Source organism: Caballeronia sp. LjRoot34 (genome assembly GCF_964253815.1).
In the GTDB taxonomy this organism is placed as follows: Bacteria; Pseudomonadota; Gammaproteobacteria; order Burkholderiales; family Burkholderiaceae; genus Caballeronia.
Window position 1 is genome coordinate 2,961,740 of record NZ_CAXUSB020000001.1, and the last position, 24,771, is coordinate 2,986,510.

At 59.1% G+C, this 24,771-nt stretch carries 19 protein-coding genes; 10 read left to right on the forward strand and 9 right to left on the reverse strand.

Going from position 1 to position 24,771, the window contains the following annotated elements:
- Positions 1-254 precede the first annotated feature (254 nt).
- Positions 255-1,100, reverse strand: a complete 846-nt coding sequence (locus ACSQ36_RS13280) for a hypothetical protein (RefSeq protein ID WP_436182216.1) — start codon at positions 1,098-1,100, stop codon at positions 255-257.
- Between the two features lie 336 nt (positions 1,101-1,436).
- The gene (locus tag ACSQ36_RS13285) at positions 1,437-2,501 is read right to left on the reverse strand and encodes a glycosyltransferase family 4 protein (RefSeq protein WP_436182217.1); all 1,065 of its coding nucleotides are present in this window, start codon (positions 2,499-2,501) and stop codon (positions 1,437-1,439) included.
- Between the two features lie 919 nt (positions 2,502-3,420).
- On the opposite strand from ACSQ36_RS13285, the gene ACSQ36_RS13290 reads away from it, so the two are divergent.
- Positions 3,421-5,259 carry an ABC transporter ATP-binding protein gene (locus ACSQ36_RS13290; RefSeq protein ID WP_436182218.1) on the forward strand — a complete coding sequence of 613 codons (1,839 nt, stop codon included), beginning with the start codon at positions 3,421-3,423 and terminating at the stop codon, positions 5,257-5,259.
- Between the two features lie 66 nt (positions 5,260-5,325).
- Here ACSQ36_RS13290 and otsA read toward each other — a convergent pair whose 3' ends face one another.
- Both otsA and otsB read right to left on the reverse strand, forming a co-directional pair.
- Positions 5,326-6,705: an alpha,alpha-trehalose-phosphate synthase (UDP-forming) gene (otsA, locus tag ACSQ36_RS13295; RefSeq protein WP_436182219.1), complete on the reverse strand. Its 1,380-nt coding sequence runs from the start codon at positions 6,703-6,705 to the stop codon at positions 5,326-5,328.
- A complete protein-coding gene (otsB, locus tag ACSQ36_RS13300; protein ID WP_436182220.1) occupies positions 6,702-7,472 on the reverse strand; it encodes a trehalose-phosphatase in 771 nt (256 codons plus the stop codon). The genes otsA and otsB overlap by 4 nt, the downstream gene beginning before the upstream one ends.
- Before the next feature lie 334 nt (positions 7,473-7,806).
- Between otsB and ACSQ36_RS13305 the strand changes: the two genes are divergently transcribed.
- Complete coding sequence (locus tag ACSQ36_RS13305) at positions 7,807-8,448, forward strand: SCO family protein (protein WP_213766724.1); 642 nt, start codon at positions 7,807-7,809, stop codon at positions 8,446-8,448.
- Positions 8,449-8,480: 32 nt separating this feature from the next.
- On the forward strand, positions 8,481-9,332 hold the full coding sequence (locus tag ACSQ36_RS13310; protein WP_436182221.1) for a cytochrome c oxidase assembly protein: 852 nt from the start codon (positions 8,481-8,483) through the stop codon (positions 9,330-9,332).
- 13 nt (positions 9,333-9,345) lie between these two features.
- On the opposite strand, the gene ACSQ36_RS13315 is transcribed toward ACSQ36_RS13310, so the two are convergent.
- Positions 9,346-9,843: a GNAT family N-acetyltransferase gene (locus ACSQ36_RS13315; RefSeq protein WP_436182222.1), complete on the reverse strand. Its 498-nt coding sequence runs from the start codon at positions 9,841-9,843 to the stop codon at positions 9,346-9,348.
- A gap of 321 nt (positions 9,844-10,164) precedes the next feature.
- On the opposite strand from ACSQ36_RS13315, the gene ACSQ36_RS13320 reads away from it, so the two are divergent.
- Both ACSQ36_RS13320 and ACSQ36_RS13325 read left to right on the forward strand, forming a co-directional pair.
- Positions 10,165-11,184, forward strand: coding sequence for a hypothetical protein (locus ACSQ36_RS13320; RefSeq protein WP_436182223.1), 1,020 nt, complete (start codon positions 10,165-10,167; stop codon positions 11,182-11,184).
- Positions 11,185-11,229: 45 nt separating this feature from the next.
- Entirely contained in the window at positions 11,230-12,351 is a 1,122-nt protein-coding gene (locus ACSQ36_RS13325; protein ID WP_436182224.1) for a hypothetical protein, read from the forward strand.
- A 102-nt stretch (positions 12,352-12,453) separates the two neighbouring features.
- Here ACSQ36_RS13325 and ACSQ36_RS13330 read toward each other — a convergent pair whose 3' ends face one another.
- On the reverse strand, positions 12,454-13,182 hold the full coding sequence (locus ACSQ36_RS13330) for a FadR/GntR family transcriptional regulator (RefSeq protein ID WP_436182225.1): 729 nt from the start codon (positions 13,180-13,182) through the stop codon (positions 12,454-12,456).
- 127 nt (positions 13,183-13,309) lie between these two features.
- Here ACSQ36_RS13330 and ACSQ36_RS13335 point away from each other — a divergent pair, with 127 nt between their 5' ends.
- The 4 genes from ACSQ36_RS13335 (at position 13,310) to ACSQ36_RS13350 (ending at position 17,142) form a co-directional block, all read left to right on the forward strand.
- Positions 13,310-14,431 (forward strand): branched-chain amino acid ABC transporter substrate-binding protein, encoded by a 1,122-nt coding sequence (locus ACSQ36_RS13335; RefSeq protein WP_436182226.1) that lies wholly within the window; start codon positions 13,310-13,312, stop codon positions 14,429-14,431.
- A 16-nt stretch (positions 14,432-14,447) separates the two neighbouring features.
- Positions 14,448-15,455 carry a trans-3-hydroxy-L-proline dehydratase gene (lhpH, locus tag ACSQ36_RS13340; RefSeq protein ID WP_436182227.1) on the forward strand — a complete coding sequence of 336 codons (1,008 nt, stop codon included), beginning with the start codon at positions 14,448-14,450 and terminating at the stop codon, positions 15,453-15,455.
- Between the two features lie 2 nt (positions 15,456-15,457).
- Positions 15,458-16,372 carry a bifunctional Delta(1)-pyrroline-2-carboxylate/Delta(1)-piperideine-2-carboxylate reductase gene (lhpI, locus tag ACSQ36_RS13345; protein ID WP_436182228.1) on the forward strand — a complete coding sequence of 305 codons (915 nt, stop codon included), beginning with the start codon at positions 15,458-15,460 and terminating at the stop codon, positions 16,370-16,372.
- Positions 16,373-16,623: 251 nt separating this feature from the next.
- Entirely contained in the window at positions 16,624-17,142 is a 519-nt protein-coding gene (locus tag ACSQ36_RS13350; protein WP_436182229.1) for a hypothetical protein, read from the forward strand.
- A 68-nt stretch (positions 17,143-17,210) separates the two neighbouring features.
- On the opposite strand, the gene ltrA is transcribed toward ACSQ36_RS13350, so the two are convergent.
- The 3 genes from ltrA to ACSQ36_RS13365 all read right to left on the reverse strand — a co-directional run bounded on the left by ltrA (position 17,211) and on the right by ACSQ36_RS13365 (position 23,305).
- Positions 17,211-18,458, reverse strand: a complete 1,248-nt coding sequence (gene ltrA / locus ACSQ36_RS13355; RefSeq protein WP_436182230.1) for a group II intron reverse transcriptase/maturase — start codon at positions 18,456-18,458, stop codon at positions 17,211-17,213.
- A gap of 1,416 nt (positions 18,459-19,874) precedes the next feature.
- A complete protein-coding gene (locus ACSQ36_RS13360) occupies positions 19,875-21,614 on the reverse strand; it encodes an IS1634 family transposase (RefSeq protein ID WP_436182231.1) in 1,740 nt (579 codons plus the stop codon).
- Positions 21,615-22,186: 572 nt separating this feature from the next.
- The gene (locus ACSQ36_RS13365) at positions 22,187-23,305 is read right to left on the reverse strand and encodes a sensor histidine kinase (protein WP_213766729.1); all 1,119 of its coding nucleotides are present in this window, start codon (positions 23,303-23,305) and stop codon (positions 22,187-22,189) included.
- A gap of 131 nt (positions 23,306-23,436) precedes the next feature.
- On the opposite strand from ACSQ36_RS13365, the gene ACSQ36_RS13370 reads away from it, so the two are divergent.
- A complete protein-coding gene (locus tag ACSQ36_RS13370; protein WP_213766730.1) occupies positions 23,437-23,835 on the forward strand; it encodes a response regulator in 399 nt (132 codons plus the stop codon).
- Positions 23,836-24,771 lie beyond the last annotated feature (936 nt).

Here is a 24,771-nt window from a genome sequence, read left to right on the forward strand (position 1 = left end):
GGAAAATACTGGCGGCAGAACGCGCCGAACGTGGGATCGAAACGCATAAAAAAGCCCTCAGGCAAATACCTGAAGGCCTTTATTGCGCGTACCTACGTGTGCGGCCTGCTCCGCCCACTCCGCGAGCGACGCCCTGCTATTGCGGCGATCGCAGTTATACAAGGAAAGTTCGACGATCCCGTCCGGTTGTCGCCCGAAACGGCTGTGACTGCTTGACCCAACTCGAACCCGACGCCCTTAATGCCAGTCGGGGTTCAAGTGCCGACATTTAAACTCTGACGCAACGACGCGTCGAGCGCGCGCGCGGTCTTACGGTCGCCCTCGCTTGCCAGCGCGGCGCGGAAGACAGTTTTGCGATTATGTCCGGCGGCGGCGGGTGAATCCCACAGCAGTTCCATTTTGGCGCGCGCATCCCGGCCGAACAAACCGCGCTTCTTCGGCACGACGGCGGTTACGGCGACAGCGCTTTCCAAGCCAGCGGACCCATCACCGGAAGCCGTGGCGTCACCCATCCCCTCAGGCCATTTCACCGATAACTCCCGCGCATCGTACTGACCGAGTTTGCGGCTTTCGGCCCAGACGACGGCCGTGCGTGTGGTGGTATCGATGGAAATGGCATAACGGCCGATAGCAAACCGGCGCGCGGCAATATTCGTGCGCCACAGCGCGCGCGGCCGGCAAATCCACAGCACCACGCCATAAAGCGCAGGCGCAACGAGCAGCCAACCATTGGTTTCGCCCAGTGCGTGCACGGCGTTTTTCCAACCGGCGGTCCACGTAAAGAACCCGACCGACCACACCGCAAACAGGAAACTCAGCAGCGCAAGCAGCCGCAAGGCTTGCCGCAACCACTGCGGCAACGGATGCAACGGCCGTTCCGCACGGGCCCGGGCGCCGGGAAGAAAAAGCAGCAGGAACAAGAGCACAAGCGTGACGCAGGCCCACGGCGACGAAGTCATCGCGCGCGTTGAAGAGAGGTAGCCCATCTGCGACATCGAGAGCAACCAGCGCGCGGCCAGCACGAGTCCGATCGCCCGCAGCGCGAACACGGTGCCAGCACCGGGTGCCGGGCTCGCGCTACTCTGCTTCGTTCTCGCCAAAACTTCGCTCCTGTTCACGACTGTCCTTATTAGCCCGGTAAGCGCGGTAAGTTCCTCCCATCGCGCGATGCGATTTTCAAGAGACTTCCACACACCCATCCACACGTTCGCGCCGATGCTGCACTGCATTTCACGAAGCCCGCACATTATAGGGAGAATGTCGAAAACGGCATCGGCCCGGCATGCTCAACCCGACGATAACCCGTGAAGCTTGCCCCCGCAGTGTGTCAAAACAACAACGCCTCGCGCGCCTGACGGCGCACGAGGCGTTGTTTTCGCTCACTCGGCCAACCAGCGATCAGACGGCGTCCGCAAGATCACTATCGACCGTAAAAATCAGCCCGCGTTGACTTCGCGCAGAATGGTACGGCGCTTGGTACGCAGCAGTTCTTCATACGTATGAACATAGCGCGCAGCCATGACTTTCGACGAAAAGCGCGTTTCGAACGCCTGACGCACCTTGGCGCGCGGCAGCGTGTCGAGGCGCTTCACTGCGGCGATCGCGCTCAGTTCGTCTTCCACGACAAAACCCGACACGCCGTTTTCGATCACTTCCGGCACCGAACCGCGATTAAACGCGATCACCGGCGTACCGCAAGCCATGGCTTCGATCATCACCAGGCCAAACGGCTCCGGCCAGTCGATCGGGAACAGCAGCGCGTGCGCGTTGCCAAGGAATTCGGTCTTCTGCGACTCACTGATTTCACCGATGTATTCAACATGCGGCAGCGCGAACAGCGGCTTGATCTGCTCTTCGTAATACGCGCGATCGGCGTTATCGATTTTTGCCGCGATCTTGATCTTCATGCCCGCTGCGCCGGCAATACGGATTGCCCGGTCGACACGCTTTTCCGGCGAAATACGGCCGAGGAACGCGAGGTAGCCCGGTTCGACGTTCGGAATCGGCGTAAGCAGGTTTTCCGGCAGGCCGTGATAAACGGTCGCGAGCCAGTTGGCTTGCGGCAACGGCTGACGCTGGTTGTCGGAGATAGACACGACCGGCGCTTCGTCGAACGTGGCGAAGATCGGCTGCAGTTCCGGCAGGTCGAGACGTCCGTGCATGGTCGTCAGGAACGGCACCGGCTGGCGCGAGAACAGCGAGAATGGGTAGTAGTCGATGTGAAAATGCAGCACGTCGAATTCGTCAGCGCGGCGGCGGACTTCTTCCAGCAACAGCATGTGGGGCGCCATCGTGTCGCGGATGGTCGGGTCGAGGCGCAAGGCCTGCGGCCAGAAGGCTTCGAGCTTCGCCGACGTTTGCGAATCACCGCTCGCGAACAAAGTGACGTCATGACCGGCCTCAACCAGCGCTTCGGTCAGATAGGACACCACGCGCTCTGTGCCGCCGTAGAACTTGGGGGGGACGGCTTCGTGAAGAGGCGCGATTTGAGCGATTCGCATGTCGGAAACTCCTAATAATGTCAGGCAAAATTGATGCGCTTGGCATCGGTCGTTAAATCAAGCGAATCGCCCTACCCGGATTCGGCACGGTGCTGGTGTCTCCAGCGTAATGGCCGATAGCACGAGAAAAAATCGCGATGCTTCGCTGTTTGCTTAGGTGTTGCTGCTGCTATGGGTATCGGGCGTCTGCTTCGGAGCGTGATCAGAAAGAGCAAGATCGATTCCATCTCGAAATGCAACGCACCCAGCCATAAACGCACAACCTGCGGAGCCGTTGACCGGAACCTACAATAACCTGTCAAAACGCCTAAGGGGAAACCCGGAGTGAAGTATCGCGGTTTTTACAAGGTTTCCAATCTTACATTTCAACTTATTTATGTTGTTACACCGTCGATACACTTTGCAAGCCCTTGTTTATCAAGGTTGTTCTACGCTGTTCGACATGGACCGAACCGGTCGCAGCCAAGCTCCAGAAGCCCCACGCGCTGCGGCATCCTTCAAATCTGGCCACGGCATGATGTATCGGCCGTGCCGGATTTGCCCATTAGCGCCGCCAAGCAGGTAGCGGGACCGCGACGTGCTTTCACCCTGCCAAGGGCAGGGCGACCAGTTGAAGCCAGTTCACGTCGAGGCACCGCGAACCCAGCACCGGGCGGGCCGTCGGAGGTGCGAGACACGTCCCCAGCGGGCATTGATTGCCCGGTTCAGACGACGCACTTTTGCTGAAAATCAGCTCTGGCTGATGAATATGCACCACGGAAAGCATTATGCGAGACGATTTGGCTCGCTACACTCGCTACAATTCAGCAATCGGTGCTGCACGCCATTGGCACGCCATTGCCTCGCTGGCCAGACACGCCGCGTTTGCGGCAACGGCGAAGCATCGCGCTCAACCGCTCTACTCGACCGAAAACGACCATTGGACCAACTCACCGTCTCTCAGCGTAACGTGCACAACGCGAAGCTAGCGAGCTATGCAAATCGCCCGCTGGCGTTCCTGTTCCGTTACATCCGCCGGCATCCTGTCGCGCACGCCATCGTGCTTTCCAGCGTGCTGGCCGCGGTCGGCTGCGCGCTCGCCTCGCAGTATGCGATCAAGCATCTGATCGACGTGCTTGGTCAGGGCCGCGGCCATCCCGGTCCGCTCTGGTCCGCCTTCATGATCCTGGTCGGCCTGATCGCCGCCGACAACATGCTGTGGCGAGTCGGCGGCTGGGTGGGCGCGCATGCGTTCGTCGTGGTGACGGGCGACCTGCGGCGCGACCTGTTCTCCTACCTCAGCGGCCATTCGCCCACATACTTTTCCGAGAAACAGCCTGGCATGCTCGCGAGCCGGATCACGGCGACATCGAATGCGATCTATACCGCCGAGAACACCATGGCGTGGAACGTGTTGCCGCCGTGCATCGCGGTGATCGGCGCAATCGTGATGATCGTCGCGGTCAATCCGCTGATGGCCGGCTGCCTGATGCTCGCGTCGGCCATTCTTGCGCTGGTGCTGTACCGGCTCGCCGGGCGTGGTTCCGCGCGGCATCACACGTTTGCCACGAAAGCCGCATCGGTTGATGGCGAGCTGGTCGACGTGATCGGCAACATGGCGCTCGTGCGTGCATTCGGTATGACATTTCGCGAGCAAAAGCGCTTCGGCTCGACGGTCAAGGCCGAAATGGTCGCGCGCCAGCAAAGCTTGCTGTATCTCGAGAAGCTGCGGCTGTTCCATGCGGTCGTGACCGCGATTCTCTCGGCTGGACTGCTCGGCTGGGCGTTGTGGCTGTGGTCGAAGGGGCGTGCAACGTCCGGCGATATCGTGTTGGTCAGCTCACTCGGCTTCACGATTCTCCATGGCACACGCGATCTGGCTGTTGCCCTCGTGGATGTGACGCAGCACGTGGCGCGTCTGGCGGAAGCCGTGCAGACGCTGCTGGAACCGCACGGCATGCCCGATCGGTCCGACGCAACGGAGCTCGTACCGCAAGGCGGGCGGGTGGACTTCGAGGAAGTCACGTTCGCTTATCCGCGCCGCCGGCCGATTCTCGATAAATTCAACCTGCACATCGAGCCGGGTCAGCGCGTCGGGCTGATCGGCAAGTCGGGCGCCGGGAAATCCACGGTGCTCGCGCTGTTGCAACGCTTCTACGAACCGCAGGGCGGCGCCATCAAGGTCGACGGGCAGGATATCTCGCTGATCACGCAGGACAGCCTGCGGATGTCGATTGCGCTCGTTCCCCAGGACATTTCGCTGTTCCACCGGACCGTGTACGAGAACATTGCGTATGGCCGTCCGGACGCATCGCGCGAAGAAGTGCTCGCCGCCGCCCGCGAGGCGCGCTGCTCGGACTTCATCGATGCAATGCCGGAAGGGTTCGACACAATCGTCGGCGACCGCGGCGTTAAGTTGTCGGGCGGACAGCGTCAGCGCATTGCCATCGCGCGCGCGATCCTCAAAAACGCGCCAATCCTGCTACTCGACGAAGCCACGTCGGCGCTCGATAGTTCGTCGGAAGAAGCGATCCAGCAGGCGCTCGACCGGCTGATGGTCGGCCGTACCGTGATTGCGATTGCGCACCGGTTGTCGACGCTGCAAGGCTTCGACCGGATTATCGTGATGAGCGCCGGCAAGGTGATCGACGACGGTTCGCCGGATCAGTTGCGCAACCGGCCGGGGTTGTATCGGGAACTGCTGTCCAAGCAGCATGGCAAGTTGCCACCGGCGACCATGCCCTCGCAACAACTTGCGGCAAAGGCTGAATCGACCTGATTTTTCTTCCGCCAAGACCAGCAATAAAAAAAGCCGCTTCGGATTCATCAGACCGAAGCGGCTTTTTTACGCCTGCAGATCCCGCATGAAGTTGTCTCGCCAGACGGAGACGTTGTTCTCGCGAAGCTGGGCGAACATGTCCGTGTACCGGGCCTGCCGCTCTTTCAATGGCATCGCGAGAGCCGTGGCCAGTGCGTCCGCCATGCCGGCGATATCGAGCGGATTCACGATCAGCGCGCCGTTCAATTCCTGCGCCGCGCCCGCGAATTGCGACAGGACGAGCACGCCGGGATCATCGGGATCCTGCGCCGCCACGTATTCCTTCGCGACGAGGTTCATGCCGTCGCGCAACGGCGTGACGAACCCCACATGCGACGCGCGAAACAACGCGGCAAGCACAGACCGCTCATATTGCCGATGGATATAGCGGATCGGCGTCCAGTCGAGTTCCGCGTAGCGCCCGTTGATGCGTCCCGACTCCGCTTCAAGCTGCAACCGGATGTCCTTGTACGTGTCCATATCGGCGCGTGTAGGCGGTGCGATCTGCACGAACGACACGTTGTTACGCTGCCCCGGCTGATGTTCCAGCAGCTTTTCGAACGCACGAAAACGCTCGACCAGGCCCTTCGAATAATCGAGCCGGTCGACGCTCATGATCAGCTTGCGGTCACGCAGCGTCGTCTTGACGGTCTGCACTTCGCGGCCGCTTTCGCCGTCTTTGGCAAGCGAGGCAATTTCATCGGGATAAACGCCGATCGGATACGCCGCCGCCCGCAGGGTCTTGCCGAAGGCCCTCACGGCGTTCGGCTCGCCAGCGATGCGCACAACCGAGCCGTTCGCCTCCGTCTCGATGTAATCGCAAAACGCGCGCAAATCCGGCGCTGTCTGGAAACCGAGCAGATCATAGGAACACAGCGCCTCGACCAGCACGCGATGGCGCGGCACGCTCAGCAGAACCTGCGTCGCCGGAAACGGAATGTGCAGGAAAAAACCGATGCGGTTCGTCACGCCCTCATCGCGCAACGCCTGCGCGAACGGGATCAGGTGATAGTCGTGGACCCAGATGACGTCGTCGGCTTTCAGCAGCGGCGCGAGTTGCTTCGCGAGCCAGCGGTTGACGCGGCAATAACCGTCGAATTCATCGCGATCAAACTGGATCAGATCCGGCCGATAGTGAAACGCCGGCCACAACGTAGCGTTCGAAAAGCCGCGGTAATACTGGTCATAGTCGCGTTGCGCCAGGCCGATGGTCGCGAATGTCACCCGCCCGCGCTCCTCCAGCGTGATGCCCTCCGGTGGCTCCGCGACCACGTCGCCGCTCCAGCCGAACCACATGCCACCGGTTTCCTTGAGCGCGTCGTACACACCGACCGCCAGACCACCCGCCGCCGGGCCACCTTCGGAGATCGGCGCGACCCGGTTCGAAACAATGATCAGCCTGCTCACGAACGCGTCCCTTTAGAACCTTCAATACCTTCAATTCCGGCAATGCGCTGCAGCCAGTCGAGCAGCGCGCCGACCGATTCCACGCGCGAATGCGCGAGCGTGTCGCCCGCGCCGACCTTGATCGACAGCCCATTGCGCTCATTCACTACCGCGAAGCCTTTTTCGTCCGTCAGGTCGTCGCCGATAAACACCGGCCGGCGCCCCGCGAACGGCGGCTCATTCAGGAAAGCCACCACCGCGCGGCCTTTATCGACGTCCTTCGGCTTGATTTCATAAACCATCTTGCCGGGCTGCAGCACGTACGCATCGGCGTACTGAGCGACCAGCTTCTCGGTCGCCTCGCGCGCCGCCACGCCGCGCTCGGGCGCATTGCGGTAATGCAGCGCGAGCGCGGCGCCCTTGATCTCCAGCAGCATGCCGGGGTTGGCCGTCACCACGCCTTCAAGCACGTGTTCCATGCGCAGCAGGCGCTCGTCGTTGAAACCGACACGGTGGACATCCGCATTCGAATCGCGCCGCTCGGCGCCGTGCAAGCCTGCGACGGGCAGATCGGGCATTGAAAGAAACGAGTCGATGCTGTCAATCCCTCGTCCCGATACGATCGCCACCGCGCCGTTGGTCGCGCGACGCAATGCACTGAGGATGGCGGGTACGACCGGCTGCACGCTCACGCCGTCCGGCGTGGGCGCGAGTTCAACGAGCGTGCCGTCGAAATCGAAGAAAAAAGCGGTCGTGGCAAGCGGAAATTGGTCTGGGAGGTTTTGCATCTATATCTGCCTTTCAGCCGGAGAAGGACCGGAAAAGTGTGCGCATGTTACCGCGCTTTGTAACCCCGTCTGGGAAAGCGGCGTTGGACGCTCATGCGGCAAGCCAACACCCTATGCCACATATCAAGCCGCTTTCAACCCTGCTTCGATTAACTTTCATCCTTATCTGGCGGCCCTGCGGCATAACGCCTCGGCCACGCGCCGACGCGGCTGCACGTCCGGCGTAAGCTTCTATTCTGAGATAGAGTCGGCACCCGGATGGCTGCACGAACGGTTTTTTGATCATCCGTCCGCGTTGCTGCCTTGATGCACCCTACCCTCATCCGAGTTGCAAATGTCTTCCTGGTTCAGTTTTCAACCCAAGGGCTGGTTCGCCGCCGTACTCGCCCCGCTATTCGCCGCCCTGATCCTGAGCGCCGGCCTCGCTGCGTGCTCGCGTCCTGATACAACACCCTGGAAGCTGACCGATGTCAGCGGCCATCTGCCCGACCTGGACTTCAAGCTCACCGACGATACCGGCAAACCCGTCACCGGTCAGTCGTTCCTAGGCCAGACAACGCTGGTGTACTTCGGCTACACCCACTGCCCGGACGTGTGTCCGGAGACCATGGCACGGCTGATGCAAGTCATGCAGCAACTTGGCCCCGATGCCAAGAACACGCGCATTGTGTTTATCACCGTCGATCCCGCTCGCGATACCGCGGCTGCGCTGCATGACTACGTGCGCGCGTTCGACGCCCAGCACGCGGTTGGACTGACCGGCACGGACGGGGCGATCGAAAGCATTGCCAAGCGGTATCGGGTGGCTTACCAGATGGAGAAACGCGATCCATCCGGCGCGTACGACGTCACGCATAGTTCGGCCGTCTATATCTTCGATACTCACGGCCACGCGCGCCTGCTCGCCACCGAGAGCGATTCCATCGACACGATCACGCACGATTTGCGCCGCGTGATCGACTCGACCGCTTCCTGAATTCACTACCAAGCTTGGGGGCTACGGTCAACATGTCCTCGATTCTTTACTGGCTCGATCCGTGGGAGCCTTCGCCCACCGTCGTGATCGCCGTGCTGATCGCGGCCGTGTTGTTCGCTCGCGGCGCGAAAAAAGCACGCGTGTCGCTCGCGCGGCACGTGTCGTTCTGGTTCGGCCTGACTGCGCTCTATGTCGCGCTGCATACCCGGCTCGACTACTTCTTCGAGCATGAGTTCTTCATGCATCGGCTGCAACATCTGGTGCTGCATCATCTCGGGCCATTTTTCATCGCGCTCTCGTATCCTGGCGCGGCGCTGCGGGCCGGCATTCCGTTCACCTGGCGGCAGCGCTGGCTCAGGCCTGCGCTCAATACGGCCCCGGCGCGCATTCTGTTCAAGGTGATTTTTAATCCGGTCGTTGCGGTGGTGCTGTTTGTCGGGCTGATCTACTTCTGGCTGCTTTCGCCGATCCACTTCAAGGCGATGCTCGATTGGCGTCTATACCGCGTCATGAACTGGAGCATGGTGATCGACGGCCTGCTGTTCTGGTGGCTCGTGCTCGATTCGCGCCCGGCTCCCCCCGCGCGGCTCGCGCCCGGGCGCCGCATCCTGATCGTGATCGCCGCCATTCCGCCGCAGATCATGCTCGGCGCATACATTTTCTTCACGCCGCACGAGCTTTATCCTATCTACTCCATCTGCGGGCGCGCATTCACGTGGATCAGCCCGATGCGCGATCAGCAGATCGGCGGTTTGCTGCTGTGGATTCCCGGTTCGATGATGAGCGTGATCGGCGCGTTGATCGCGATGCGCCACTGGCTCAGGTTGTCGACTCGGCAACGGCTGGTCCAGCAGCGTGCGCAAGCGGAACTGGTGACGGTTTAGCCACACGGTCCTTCTATAAGCGGCGCATCCAGATGTGCGGAATGTCGTCTTCCACGTGGATATCGGAGATTGGCTCGAAGCCAAAGCCCGCATAAAAGCGCTGTAATCGCGCTTGTGCGTGAAGGCGTATCGGCTGGCCGGGCCATTGTTCGCGGATAAAAACCAGCGTGCGTTCGAGCATCGCCTGACCTAATCCGATGCCGCGAAAGCCCGCTGTGGTCAGCACGCGGCCGATGCGGATATCGGTGTCTTCTGTTTCTTTCGTGCCGTCGGCCAGGTTAGGCAGCAGGACTCGCAAATAACCGGCGAGCGCAGGCCGACCATCCGCCGAACGCCGATACACGAGCAGATGCCAGGCATCGGCATCCTGTCCATCGACGTCCCCGTACACACACTGCTGCTCCACCACGAACACTTCGCTGCGCGCGGCGAGCATGGTGTAGACGTCAAGTGCGCTAAGGTCGTCGAATGGTTTCCAGCGCCAGTCGAATTCGGAAAATGGCTCGGTCATGGGATCTTTTTCGGTGAGATGCTTCTACGCTGCACGTCGTGGGAATCGTGCGAAATGACAACGCTGCAGGTCTGAACCTGCAATTATGCCGCGCGAGGCGAGCAGCGCGTGCACTCACTGGCTGCGGCTACTGGAAGATCGGTGGTATCCGCTCGCCGAATTATCGGAATCTTATTAAGTTAAACGAATCTTAATGATCTGGTAACAAGGTGTAACTGTTGTGGGGCTGACTGTAACGCGGAGGGAGTAACGTTTAATTAGACTAGTCGTCACCCAGTCGGGCGCTTCATTTCCCGTCGCATTTCTGGAGTGATGCGCTCTATGATTTCGGTAGATCAGGTAAGGCCATCGCAATCCGTTGCAAGCGAGATGTCGATAGTGCACGAATATGCTTGGCCCAAGCCGGCGCAACGCCTGTCCAGCACGTTTTTCAAGCTTGTTTATCGTTGGTCCCACTCCAGTGCGTTTCGGCATAACGAGCGCTTGTGGCACGGCGTGTCCATTGAGCGGGATTCGCGCGGGTTTCTGAAACGGATGTCGATTGAAGGCCATGAATTGCTGGTCGAGAATCCGGACGATCTGCTTGCATCCCAGACGGGTGATTGCCATCTGATTGCCACGGGCCCCTCGGTCAATGACATTGATTACGGTGCGCTTGATCTCCATAACGTCATGGGAGTAAACGGCGCAATCGCTTTACAAGACAAACATCCGGTTCGGTTTGAATATTATTGCATCGTGGATGCCGGGTTTGTACGAAAGCGCCCTGATCTGGTCGCACGGGTGGTTCAGCAAAAGCTGACATTATTCGCGACCCCATTAGTTTTATGGTACATCGCGCAATACTTCCCGTTATCGCAGTTCCGTTGCCGGGTATTTCTGATTGAAGATATCCAATATCCCGCTTGCCAGCGCGCATTGCTCAAACACGAACTCCTTTCTACGCATGCAAGCACGGATCTAGCGCTGTTTGACGAAGAACCCGCCTTGGGTTTCAGCTTCAATATCAGGCGCGGCATATTCGATGGCCGTACCGTGGCCTACACGGGTTTGCAAGTGCTCACCTCCCTCGGGTTCAAAACAATCTTCATGCATGGACTCGATTTGCTGAACGCGACGCAAACACCGCGCTTCTACGAAACCAAAGAGAATATGCAGCCAAGCGCGCTGGACGGAGATTTTAATTCCTTCATAGAACCGTCGTTTCGCCATGCTGCCCCGCTGTTAACCCGTCGCGGCATACGCGTGGTAAATCTCTCGGCGCAAAGCGCGCTTGGGAGCGACATTATCGAAAAGGGCGACTGGCACTCACTGGCTCATGCATCCCTTGAACAGGAATAGCCCGCGGCTGAAGCGGTATGCGCGTACCTGGCGCGGTATCGCGCAATGAAGGTCGTTCATATTTCCAATACGCCGGTGGCGGGTAGTCCCGGCAACATTGTTTCGGCACTCAATCGGCTAACTGATGTCCAGGCGCGGCATATCGTCTTCAATAGCAGTGCGTATCGCAGCCGGACCTTCGCTGTCGATATCGACTGGAAGACTCAGCAGCAGCAGGCGCTCGACGTCATAGCGGACGCCGACGTCATTCACGTCCATCAGTTCTTCTCGCTCGATGAGACTTTCGGTCCGAATTTCCATCAGCGATTCGGCGATAAAAAAATCATCAGGCAATACCATTCGGCCCCGGATCTCTGGGCCAAGGGCGACGCCGCAGTGGTCCAGCGGATTGTGTACGAGGACGTGCCGCAACTCGTTATTGCGCAGGGTCCCGAGCGCTATTACCCGTTTGCCAGGGTGGTTCCCAATGTGATCCCGCTGAACGATCCTCGCTACTTGCCCGGTCCGGAGAGCAATACCGATGCGCACGGCATACCGCTCGTCACGTTTTCGCCGAGCGGCCGGTCATCTGCGTGGAAAACGCGGTGGGAAACCAAGGGCGTTCCGCAAACCCTCAAGCTGCTGCGCAAACTCGAGCGCAAGGGCTTATGCACGCTTCAATTGATTGTCGATACGCCGCATGACGCGTGTTTGCGGGCCAAGCAACAGGCGGCGATTGCCATCGACGAATGTGTGACCGGGAATTATCACTTGAGCGGGCTGGAGGCGTTGTCGCAAGGGAAACCCACTTTGGGTCATCTCGACAATCGCGTTCAGTCACAGTTGAGGGCCATAACGGGCGCCCTTGAACTGCCCTGGATCGATGTACGGCTGGAGGAGGCCGAAGGTCCGCTTCGTGAACTGCTATGGGATCGGGCGCTACGCACGGAACTGGGTGCGGCCTCGCGGCAGTGGATGGAGACCTACTATCAGGAAGCGGCGATGGTCGAGCATTATCGACGCGCGTATCTTGATCTCTTTGAGGCTCCGTATCGATTCCATGTTCGGCGCTTCGTCGGGCATAGTGAGCCCTGGCTTGCCGTGGCATTGCCGAATCACCGCTGGGCCGCGCGCAAGCGAGCCAACAGCCCGTGGAGAACACTCGTTGAGACGGTACGCGGACGCTGAGCCGCTGTCCCGGAGAGTCGCGGTGGGCAACAATTCAGCTCGACCCAGCATCAGAGTTGATCGATCTTTCGGCCCTCAGGTCTTTGCGCCCAGATCCACCGTCTACTTTGGCGCGATATCGCGTTCCACACGCTTGATATGCTGTTCAACGTAGAAAGCCGCGGCATCCGCATCGCCCTGAACCACCGCCTCGTAGATCAACCGATGCTCGGCCACGTAAAGACGAATCCGGCCCGCGTCGTAGATACCCTCGTCTTTCAGACGCTTCCATAACGGCTGGTCCATCGAACTGGCTACTTCATCAGCGATCTTGACCATCAGCGCATCGCCCGTCATCACCGCCAGTTGCCGATGAAACAAGCGGTCGCTGCTATTCCATAACGCGCGCTGTGCAGGGTCGTCGATGTCGTAGATGTTTTCCATCTGACTAAGATACTGCTCGGCCAGCCGGTCGCGTTGCGCGCGCGCAGCCGCGCGCCGGGCTACGGCCGGTTCAAGAACCATTCGTACGTCGAGCGTCGAACTGGGACTGAAGTCGGCCGTTCCGGTATCCGCGGTCCTATGCGACAAGCGATCGATGGCGTCGCCGCAGACGAACGTCCCCGAGTTGCGCTTCGTGACGACAAGCCCTTCATTCTGCAGCGCGCCGATCGCCTCGCGAACGGCCGGACGTCCGACACCAAACAATGCCGCGAGATCCCGCTCCGATGGCAACCGTGAGTCCGGCAAGAACCGGCCCGCAGCAATCTCATCGCGGATTCGCTCAGACACTTGTTCGTAGATTTGCCGCGGGCGGAATGAGCCGTCGAGCTCTGCGTGAATTGCTGCCATTGATGAATCTCACCAAACGTGGTCACTAGAAAGACCAAAAATCGGCCAGACATTTTGAAATGGTTGCTATCTGCACCAATTTTGGTCTACATTCAGGACCAGTATAGTCCACCCCGGAGATTACCCAATGAAAAAGGCTGTCGTAGGTTTCCTGGTCGCCACGGCGGCTTTTGCCAATGCCGGTGTCCACGCGCAAGAAGTCGTGACGATTGGCCATTCGGCGCCACTGACCGGCCCACAGGCGGTGAACGGGAAGGACAACGAGAACGGCGCGCGGCTGGCAGTGGAGGATTTGAACAAGAAAGGCGTCGTAGTCGCAGGGAAAAAGGTGACGTTCAAACTGGACTCGGAAGATGACCAGGCCGATCCGAAGATTGGTGTTCAGATCGCCCAAAAGCTCGCCGATAGCGGCGTAGTTGCGGTTCTGGGACCGTACAACTCGGGCGTTGCCATTCCGGCGTCGCAAATCTACCATTCCGCCGGCATCCCGATGCTCCCGGTCGCATCGAATCCCGCCCTGACTACACAGGGCTTTAACAACATCTTTCGGATTGGCGCGAGCGACGAACAGCTCGGCGGCACCATGGCCGAGTTCGCTGCAAAGACGCTGAAGGCGAAGACCGCGGCGATCATCGATGACCGCACGGCTTACGGTCAAGGCGTCGCGGAACAGTTTGCAAGTGTAGCGAAGGTGCACGGCATCAAGATTGTCGACAACCAGTACACCAACTCCAGCGCGACCGATTTCCTTGGCATCCTGACCACCATCAAGGCCAAGAATCCCGACGTGATCTTCTTCGGCGGTTACGCTGCGCAGGGCGCGCCGATGGCCAAGCAGATGCGCCAGCGTGGACTTCGGGCGAAGCTGCTCGGCGGCGACGGCATCTGCTCCGCCGACATGGGCAAGGTGGCGGGCGACGATGCATCGATCGTGTATTGCGCGCAAGGCGGCACGTCGCTCGAGAAGACGGCTGCTGGCCGCGACTTCCTCAAGCGCTACAAGGACACGTATCACACGGATACGCAGGTCTACGCTGTCAGCTACTACGACGGCATGATGCTGCTCGCCGACGCAATGGCGAAGGCCGGCACGACCACGGACAAAGCAAAGCTGATCGCGCAACTGGCGAAGACGGACTACAAGGGCATCGCAGGAACGTATTCCTTCGACGCGAAGGGCGATCTGAAGGGCGCGCCCACGACCGTGTATGTCATCAAGAACGGCTTGCCGGCTGCATACGGCCAGTGATCCACCTGGAATCGACATGAGAATTACGAAATCAATCAGCACGGTCGAGGTTCATACCGGAGGCGAGGCGTTTCGCATCGTCACGAGCGGTCTGCCGAAGATGCCGGGCAAGACCATCGTCGCGCGTCGTACGTGGCTGAAGGAGCATGCTGACCACATTCGCCGCTCGCTCATGTTCGAGCCGCGCGGTCACGCCGACATGTACGGCGGTTACCTCACGGAGCCCGTCAGCGAAGGCGCCGATTTTGGCGTGATCTTCGTGCACAACGAGGGCTACAGCGATCATTGCGGTCATGGCGTGATCGGCCTCGCGACAGCGGCGGTGGAACTGGGCTGGATCGAACGGACTTCGCCGGAAACACGCGTGGGGATAGACGCCCCTTGTGGTTTCATCGAAGCGTTCGTGCAATGGGATGGGAATCACGCGGGCAATGTGCGCTTCGTGAACGTGCCCTCGTTCATCTGGCAACGTGACGTTACGGTGGAGACACCGTCGTTCGGGAGCGTTACCGGCGACATCGCGTTTGGCGGAGCGTTTTATTTCTACACCGACGGCGCTCCATTCGACCTGCCCATTCGCGAATCGGCCATCGACAAACTGATTCAGTTCGGCGCCGAGGTCAAGGTCGCTGCCAACGCAGCGGTCAAGGTGGAGCATCCCGAGATCCCCGAGTTGAATCACATCTATGGCACGATCATCGCCAATCAAGCGCGGCACGCGGGTTCCACGCAGGCGAATTGCTGCGTCTTCGCCGACCGTGAAGTCGATCGCTCGCCGACCGGCTCCGGCACGGCCGGCAGGGTCGCGCAACTGTACTTGCGTGGCCTGCTGGGCAAAGATGAAACGCTGATCAACGAGTCGGTGATTGGCACGATATTCAAGGGGCGCGTGCTGAGCGAAACGAAGCTCGGACCGTTCGATGCAGTCATCCCGGAAGTCGAGGGCAATGCGTACATTTGCGGTTTCGCTAACTGGATAATCGACGACCGCGATCCACTTACCTACGGTTTCCTGGTGCGATGAAGATGACCCAGTCCTACGATGAACAACAAACTGCGGCACTGCTGCCCTATGCGGAACTAGTTGATACCTTGAGCGCGACGGTTGTCGAATATGCAGCGGGCAGGATAGAAAGTCCGGAGCGGCTGGTTGTGCCGCTGCAGGCGAGCGGCGTCATGCTGTCGATGCCGGCGAGTGCAGAGGACATCGCGATCCACAAGCTCGTGAACGTGTGTCCCGGCAATCGGGCGCAAGGCATGCCGACGATTCACGGCCAGGTCACGGCATACGACTCGACCAACGGACAACTGCTCTTCTCGCTCGACGGCCCGACGGTCACGGGCAGGCGCACCGCCGCGATATCGGCGCTGGGCATCCGCAGCCTTGCCCGAAGCGCGAAATCGATTCTGCTGATTGGCACGGGTAAGCAAGCGAGCAATCATGCCGAAGCGTTTGCTGCGCTCTTCCCTGACGCGGTCCTGTATGTCAAAGGATCGAAGCCTCAAGCGGCGGCCCGGTTTGTGGTGGCCCATGCAGAACTAAGCTCACGGGTGATACCGCTCGAGGACGACATGATCCCCGAAGACGTCGATGTTGTTGTCACACTGACCACGAGCAAAACTCCGGTCTACCAAGGTCCGGCGCGCCCAGGGCGGCTGATCGTAGGAGTCGGCGCGTTCACGCCGGACGCGGCCGAAATCGCCGCATCGATCGTGCACCAAAGCGCGATCCTGGTGGACGATCCAGTGGGCGCGAGACACGAAGCCGGCGATCTCATTCAGGCGAACGTCGATTGGGACACCGTCGGCGCGTTGGCCGCTGTCATCGAGCGCTCGTGGGTTGGTTCGTCGGATCAACCCATACTCTTCAAAAGCGTTGGGTGCGCAGCGTGGGATCTGGCTGCCGCACGGTTGGCGCGACATCGTTTATCTGGCGCGTAGATCGACCCGCTAGTTGTCTGCGCGGTCGCAGAACACGGACTCTACCCGGCCTGGAAACTACATCGTCACTGCGTGAGGAGAGCAAACCAGCGGCTCCGCTCAAGATATAATTCAGGATGGCGAAACGCGGCAGGGGCTACCCTTCAGACAATGCAAACTCGGTGCACACTTGGACATCCCTGCTTGGGAAGTTTGCTCCGAGTGGGCCACCGAGGCGGGTACTTGGGTTCCCGCCAGCTTTGACAGAACCGTTGTTCCTCTGGACCAACGACAAAGAACTTAAGGCGCACCAGTCATATCAACTGGCAAAGGCTGGCGATGCCCACGCCGCAATCGACCTCGTCAGTGATTTGGCACAACCGCTCCTCCAGCAACTTATATTGCTGATGGACGGTGGGAAACTCCCGACGAACCCCATCTATGTAGCACCGCATGCGCGCGAGGCTAAGGGTGACAACGCAATCCCGCAGGTTTTGGCCGTCATGCTTTCGATCGCCGGCGGAGAACTAGACGAAGAAATCGTACAAACGACAAAGGTCTATCACACCGGCGCCGACGCGATGGAACGCCTTATTTCTCGCGCGTCGTTTCATGGCGCGGTGTACCGAGGAAGGGACTACATCCTCGTGGATGACGTCACGACGCTCGGCGGAACGTTGTGCGATTTAACAGACCATATTGAAACGTGGTTGCTACAGCCGTTCTGGTCAACGCTAGCCGGTCCAAAAGACCGTAAAACGCTTAGAGAAGGAGTATGGCCAGGTGAGTAGCCCGAGGGAATCGCACCCTCAGGCTCTCGCAGAACGGAGCATGAGCCTCTCGACTCACTCCGCTCCCATTATCCAACCGTCGGCTGCACGAGCTTCCAGTGAGCGAACAGCCCAGGCCGGGTTTGCGCTACGCGCGCCAACCAGTGCCTGGCTCGCCGAAGGTGGCCCCGCAACTTTTTGTATTTCTTCGCCGCCCACCGGGCCAACACCAGGTCCAGGTGGCGCAACGTGGGATAGAGCGCCGACTTGTAGAATCTGCCGTAGTAGTTAATCCACCCCTGAGCTACCGGGTTGAACATCCCTGCCAGATCCTCGATCGACTTATCGCTCCTGTTATGCAGGCCCCAGCTTCGCATCGTGCGTCGCATCGCCTTCGCAGCCTTGTTACTGACCGCCGGAGTAAAGCTGATGAAGAACTTGCCCCACCTGTTCTTTGAGCGCCGTGGCCTAAACGTAAAGCCCAGAAAGTCAAAGCTGTGGTCAGGATAAGTCCCCCGACGATCATCGTCCTTGCAGTACACCACCCGGGTTTTCTGCGCATGCAGTTCCAGATGACATTCCGCAAAGCGCTGCTCCAACGCGGCGCGCAACTGCTGCGCCTGGACCAACGTCTTACAGTGGCAAACGGCATCGTCCGCATAGCGCTCGAACGGGATATCGGGGAAGTGCTTCCGCATCCATCGATCGAACACATAGTGCAGAAAGAGATTACTTAACAACGGGCTGACAACACCCCCTTGTGGGGTCCCTTTGTCACGCATCACCGTGCTTCCGTCCTCCAGTTGCACGGAAGCCTTGAGCCACCGCTCGACATACAACAGCACCCACTCGCAATCAGTGTGGTGGCGTACCGCTCGCAGAAGCAGGCCGTGATCAAGATTGTCGAAGAATGATCGGATGTCAAGCTCCAGAACCCAGTCATGACGCCAACATCTCGTACGCGCCATGCCTATCGCATCCCTCGCCGACCTACCCGGACGATAACCGTAGGAATCCTCATCGAAGATTTCCTCCAGAATCGGTTCCAAATAGTTTTTCCCGACCGTCTGGGCGATTCTGTCAGACACAGTGGGTATGCCCAATGGCCTCACGCCCGCACCATTATCCTTCGGTATCTCAACCCTTAACACGGGCGGCGGAAAGTAACTGCCTGAGCACATCCGATTCCAGATCTTATAGAGGTTACCACTCAAGTCCTCTTCAAAATCTGCGATGGTCTGCCCATCCACTCCCGCTGCACCATGATTCTCCTTCACGCGTTTATACGCCTCCCACACCGCGCGTTTCGGAATACAAAACGGTTTCGCCTCATCCATCGCGCTCATCCTCTTTCAAGTTGGCCCAATGTCCAAGGCCGGATAATGCAACCCCTTTGCTCCAGTTCTATTACAGAACCTTCGTCGCTCATACGGGTTGCTCCGCCCCTGTGCCTCGCATCGGTACTCAGACTCTTGCGGGTTCTCCGCTTGAGTCGCTCCCTTCACATCGAGGCGACAGGTTCCCAAGTTCCACATCTGAGCCTAGATCAAGCTCACGCCACCTTCATGCCGGACGCCAAGTGGGCAGTAGACAGGTCGCCTCCCACTCTGATCCCGGGTTAACGACTCCCCCCCGGTTTTGACGTCGTCCCTACGCTTTCGACACTTCATCAGTGGTTCACTTGCGTTCGTCTTCATGATCCATACCTGACAGGGTCACGCCCTGCCTTTTCCTTAACGCTCACCACACGGACTCTTAACCCATGCAGCTTAAGGTGGTTTGGAGCCTGTCCCTGCAGACCGGCTCCGAGGGGCCCACCCTCATCTCAAATGCAGCATCGCGATTTCCAATGTTCCGGGTCCCGCGTTCTTGGCACACTGTCATCCGCGAAACTTTCGGAATCGAGCCGGCTGCGCTCACGGCCGACGAAGCCCAGTACCTCCTCGGGTTCCGTACTGCTGAGGAAATCAGAGGTCGCAGCGCTAAAGCGCGGGAAACGACAAATCTCCGTCTCCGCACAAAAGGCGTTCTCGTCCATCAAGCAGAAAGTGGACGCCAGCAAAGGCACCCGATGAAACAGCACAGAGTTCCTTTCCCTGGAGCCAGCGCGCTAACTAGCACCCATCGCTGGATCAGCAAGCGCAAAAGATAGACCGCCATTGGGCGGTCTTTTTTTACCGTAAGCGAGCGGCCAGGCGCGACGCTCGACCAAGTCTTCGCGAAAAATGCCGGGATTCGCCTTACGTAGGCGTCGCCTTCTCACATCATCGGCGGTTTAGGGGAAGCGGACAACGCTATCAAGAATGTGCGCGATGCGATTGAATATATTCTTGGCACATCGGTTATACAGCCGCGTCAGCGCCAACTGCCAGCACCTAGTTTGGAAGGCCTTGCTAAGCAGCCGGTCAAGGTAGTTGCGTAATAACGACCAATCCAAACCATATGCAAAATCAACTTCAAGTTTTAGATGGTAAAAGTCGAATTTATTCGTCTACAACGTAGCATGGGTCGATTTCGGGACAAGCAAAACTCTAGGAAAGTGGCGTCGGCAGCAAGCCATTGCGGAGGATGGGGTATTCCCACATCGCTGAAGGACTCGATTTTTTTGTCGACACGCCTCGCAGCAAAACTCGCATCAACGGCCAGGTAGCCGATCTACGCGTGGTTTTGCACGTTTTTCTAGTCCGAACTTTGACTCGATCGCAAACATAAGCTATTGATTTCGTGATGTTATGCGTGCGAGCGCAGGACGGCTACTGGGTACAAGCAGCGTTGACATTCAGAAGGCGGAAGGCCTTTTCTTGAATGGGCGTGGACCGAGTGGTCATGATGATCTTGGCGTCTGGATTGAGCGGCGTGTGGCAGACGTTGTAGGTAAGCGTAGCCAAGTCGTCGAGTAAGGTGCGAAAGCTGTGGACCGGCAAGCCATCCTCGGTGAGCTTGGAGGCGTCCTTGGCTTTCGCCTGTTCCGAACGTTGCGCCTTGGCCACGGGCGAAGGCCGGACCGCGCGCGCTTGCTCGACGTATTCATCGTCAAACAGCATTGGCTTTAACTTCTCGCGCATGTGCCACTCGACGTAGTAAGCGAGCATGCACAGAAAGACATGCGCGCGCACGCGCTCGGCATTCCAATGGAATATCGGACGGACCTGCAAATCAACCGTCTTCAGCGAACGGAAGGCCCGCTCCACGACCGCCAGGCCCTTGTAGGCCGTCACAGCCGCCTCGGCTGACAGAGCCGCTGCCGGCAAACTCGTACGCACAACATACAGACCATCAAGCGCGGCCTCTTGCTGGATCTGCTCGGTCTTGCGCTGCCAGCTCAAGCCCGAGTCGGTGATGTTCAATTCGAAGTGCTTGGCCATTTTGAAGTGATCGATGATACGGCCCACGCGCAAGGCAATTGCCTCGATGCCCTTGAGCCGGTTGCGTACGCGCGTGGTCGCTTCGGCGATCTGGGTCAGTTCCTGTTCGGTGGCCTGTAACAGCGCCTCGCGTTTGCGGGTGCGTTCCTCGGCCAACAACGGATTGCGGCACACTACCAGCCGCTCGCCGGGGAACGCTTCACTCGTCACTTCGAGCAGGTTGCGCTCATCGAACAGCGTGGGCTGGAACGGTCCCTTCTCGCGGGCGAGCGCGGCCATCTGCGGGGCGCGCAGGCTGCTCACCCAGTCCAGGCCGGCCGGGCGCAAGAGCGTATCGATACGGGCTTGCGTGAGCATGCCCCGGTCGCCCACCCAGGCGAGCTTGTCGATCCCGTAGCGCTCTTTGAGCTTTGCGACCTGAGGCGCCACGGTGGCCGGATCGGCAGTGTTGCCGGCGAAGACTTCGACCGCCACCGGACATCCTTCAGACGTGCAGATCAAACCGAACACGATCTGTGGGTCGTCACGCTTGCCATCGCGGCTGTAGCCGTGCGCGGCGAGCTCGCAACGGCGTCCGGTCACCCACGTGGAAGTGAGGTCGTAGAGCACCAGCGTACTGCCGCCCAGATGCTGCCTGGCAAGCCGCTTCTCGATGCCCTCTTGAGCCTCGCCCAACCAGTCAAGTGCGGCATAGACCTGCTCGCGTTCGACGTCCACGAGTCCCAGCAGGCGCGATAGCGAGTGGGTTGCGCTCTCCTCGCGCAACATGCGATGGGTGGCGAGCTTGGAGGCGGGCGACACGACGCGCGCCACCAGCAGCGCCATGATCACATTGCGCAGCGGCGCGGGCGCCCCCGCGAACCACTGCTCGGCTCCACAGGAGCGCGCCGCGCCAAGCACGGCAGCCACATGCCCGTGCGGCAAACTGCGTTCGATCACGAAGGCCTCATCGACCGACGACACCGCGACGCCACCGCGAAGCAGGACCTTCAAGCCTTCGATCACTTCAGTGGGCAGCGACGACAGGTTCGCGAGGGTGCGCTTCTTGACCTTGTTGCCGTCGCGATAGGACTCGCGCAGCAAGATCGCGGGCGGTGAGTTGCGGTTGGGGACATGTTCGATATACATGAACACCAAGTAAAGCATATTTAACGAAAAAAACAAGGATAAAACATGAATTTACATGGCTACATTTACCTTTCAAAAATAGCCGCAACCCAATACTGATGTGGGTTTCGGCTAATCGATTAGTAAAAGTTCGGTCTAGTGGATAGAGGGGACCGCTTCCGAGGACCCGTTTCCATAGATGGAAGATCAACAGACAAAGAAAAAGCCCTGACAAGTCAGGGCTTTTTCTTTGAATCCTGGAGGCGCGAGCCGGAGTCGAACCGGCCTAAACGGCTTTGCAGGCCGTCACCATTCCTCTTAATTCAATTACTTACCGAGATTAACCACTCATATTAACCACTCCACATACGTGGCCAACGCCGCTCGTTGCCTTCGAAAGACCGTAGACCCGAAGCAGCCAGATGCGTTTAGCGAAAGCGAACATCCCGGAACTTGTCTAGCCACGCGATTGCTGTCAGTGAAGCAAAAGGCGGGGATCCGCAAAGACTTCGCTGCGTAGTCCCGAACCCTAGTTCCGTCTGTGCGCGTATTCAAAGCACGCCGACCGGCGATCGATGCGTATCTCGCGAACGCTATTGACGATGGGGTAGACGTACAACGAACACGGTTTCCGTCTCGTCGGAGCGCGCTTCGATGCCGCCCCCATGGGCCTTGGCAATCTCTCGCGCGATATACAGCCCCAGCCCCAGACTGCTGTCGTTATTTCTGTCCTGATAGTTCGGGCCACGTTGCAGCGGATCAAAGATCCGGTCGAGGGTTGAACGTTCAATGGCGGTTCCGCTGTTTTTCACCTCCAGAAGGACTTCCGCTCCCTCCCCCGTCAGTGTCACACGCACCGGCGCGTCGGGCGATCCGTATTTGATCGCATTCAGAACGAGATTACCAAGTAACTGCTGCAGGCGCCGGCCGTCCCAAACGCCTTGGCAGTCGCCAACGATGTCAAGCTCAAGCTTCCGGTCCGGGTGTACTGCCCGCAACAGGTCCAATTCATCGGCAAATTGTTTTGCCAGGTCTCCCTCGGTTGGCGCGATATTGACGCCCAAACCCAGCCTGGTTCGGTTGAAATCAAGCATGTCGTCCAGCAGCGCCTGCATACGCCCGCCACTTCTGATTAGTCGGGAAGCAGCTACCGACACTTTCTCACCGGCATTCAACGCTGCGAGGTACGAAGCTGTCGTCTGGATAGTCTGGAGCGGACTGCGCATGTCGTGGCCCAGCATTCCAAGCAACAGGTTACGAGCCTGGTCTACCTGCGCACTGAAAAGGGCAATCGATTCGGCGATTGCCTGGTCGATGGCCTCATTGAAGCGGATGATGTCCTCTGGATGGGCGGCGTCGGGCCGATACTCATCCATCCATAGGCGGAGCACGCTGGCGCGCAGAGCTCGGTACTCGGCAGCCAGTTGGTTAATGTCAAACCCACCTCGCGCGCGCAGAAGGGCATGCGATTGCGCGGCGGTTTCCTGTGCCCCGGCCGGCTTGAGCGCCTGCCCGATCGATTTTTCGAACTGGGCCTCGCTTGTCTGGGAGGTCGACAAGTCTTTTGCCACGGCCTCCAGAATCTGTTGCGCATGGTCGCGCAAGGCCAGTGACTGCATATTGGCTGCTGCCGGCAATAACGTACTGGCGAACGCCTCCCACTGCACCAGAATGGTTTCCATGTCGCGCAGGATGAAGTCAGCCAGTCGCATACGTGCCCCGAAGTCCGAAACGAGTCAATCCAATTCATTTTTGCGGAATCCGTCGCCACACGCAAACTAATTGCGCCGTCCCAATCGGGCCTGGCAATTGCTGTTCGAAGAGTTCGCGATTGGAGGATCCGATGCCTGCTGAAAACGCAATGCGCATGCTTATCGCGGACGACGACCCGAACCTGCTAGACGCATATGCATTATTCTTCAATGCGCAAGGCTACGACATTCAAACGGCCGGAGACGGCGTCGAAGCGCTCGACGCATATCGCGCGTGGCAGCCCGGTGTCGTTGTTCTTGACATCCAGATGCCTCGCATGGATGGACGCGCGGTGGCACGGGAGATCCGGCGCTTGCAATTCACACCTTTCCCGCTACTGGTAGCTGCCACCGCGCTGGCATCTTCCTTTGAGCGGGCTGAATCAATCAGGTCGGGGTTCGATCACCACCTCGTAAAACCTATCAAACTGCCCCTCCTTTTGAGCACTATAGCGACGGGCCTTCAGTCCGGTACAGACTCATCCCCCTAGGCTGGTGGCGTGCAGCCAATGCCCATTGCGTCTGGTCGTTACGGCACAGCGCAAAATCTGCACGGCGATAACGGCGGTCCCCACATATTTCGGATGGCATTGCGGTGGCTATGGTTGCAAATTGTTGACGATTGAACTGCCGTCGTCGACCGGCGGCTCATGGCCGCTATGCGCCGGCCCGGTAAGAACCAGCCTCCAGCGCATCGCTGCACCTTTGCCAGATGTGCCCAACCAGTGGGCTTTGATAGTTCAGCGTCAACTCGTTCGTGAACAGCGTAAGCGCATCCGATTGACGTACTGTGTGGGAAGCGGTCAGGTACTCGCGGGACAACTTTAGCGCCATTTGCCCTAGCATCAATCGGTCAAGCCAACTCGCCCACATCATGTTTCTAGCCAGCCAGATGCGTGCCGATTCAACCACGTACTCGACACGCCATGTTTTCGTCAAAGCGTGCGATGCGAGCGCACTCGCCACTAAATAGCAAAGTAGGTGGATTCGTGCTGCTGGGCTAATCAACTGTTTTGAGTGTGGCATGTTTGTTGGTCCAGACTCCAGCGAAGGTGACCCGATACGGCAGATACATGTTGATCGGTACTCCCGCGCGCGATCCACGAGGACATACGCAAGAATGACGACCAATCACTGAATTTACCAGCGCTTCCCGACATTTTCCGTTCCTGGGCTTTCTCACAAAAATGCTGAGACTGCAGTCGCTCCAGAGATGAAGGGTACAGACAAGACTATAAGCGACTGCTCGTGCGCCACCTCCTGCCATTGGCCGACGCACGCTATCGCGCACAGACCAAAGCGACTTTGCGGGCTGCTCACTTTCTTTTAAATTCATGAATTAAAAGCATTAGCCGCCCAGATTAACCGCTCATCAAGCCAGTGCCGTGCGCCACCTGCTAACTTCCAAGGACCGCTCCGCGGCTCTG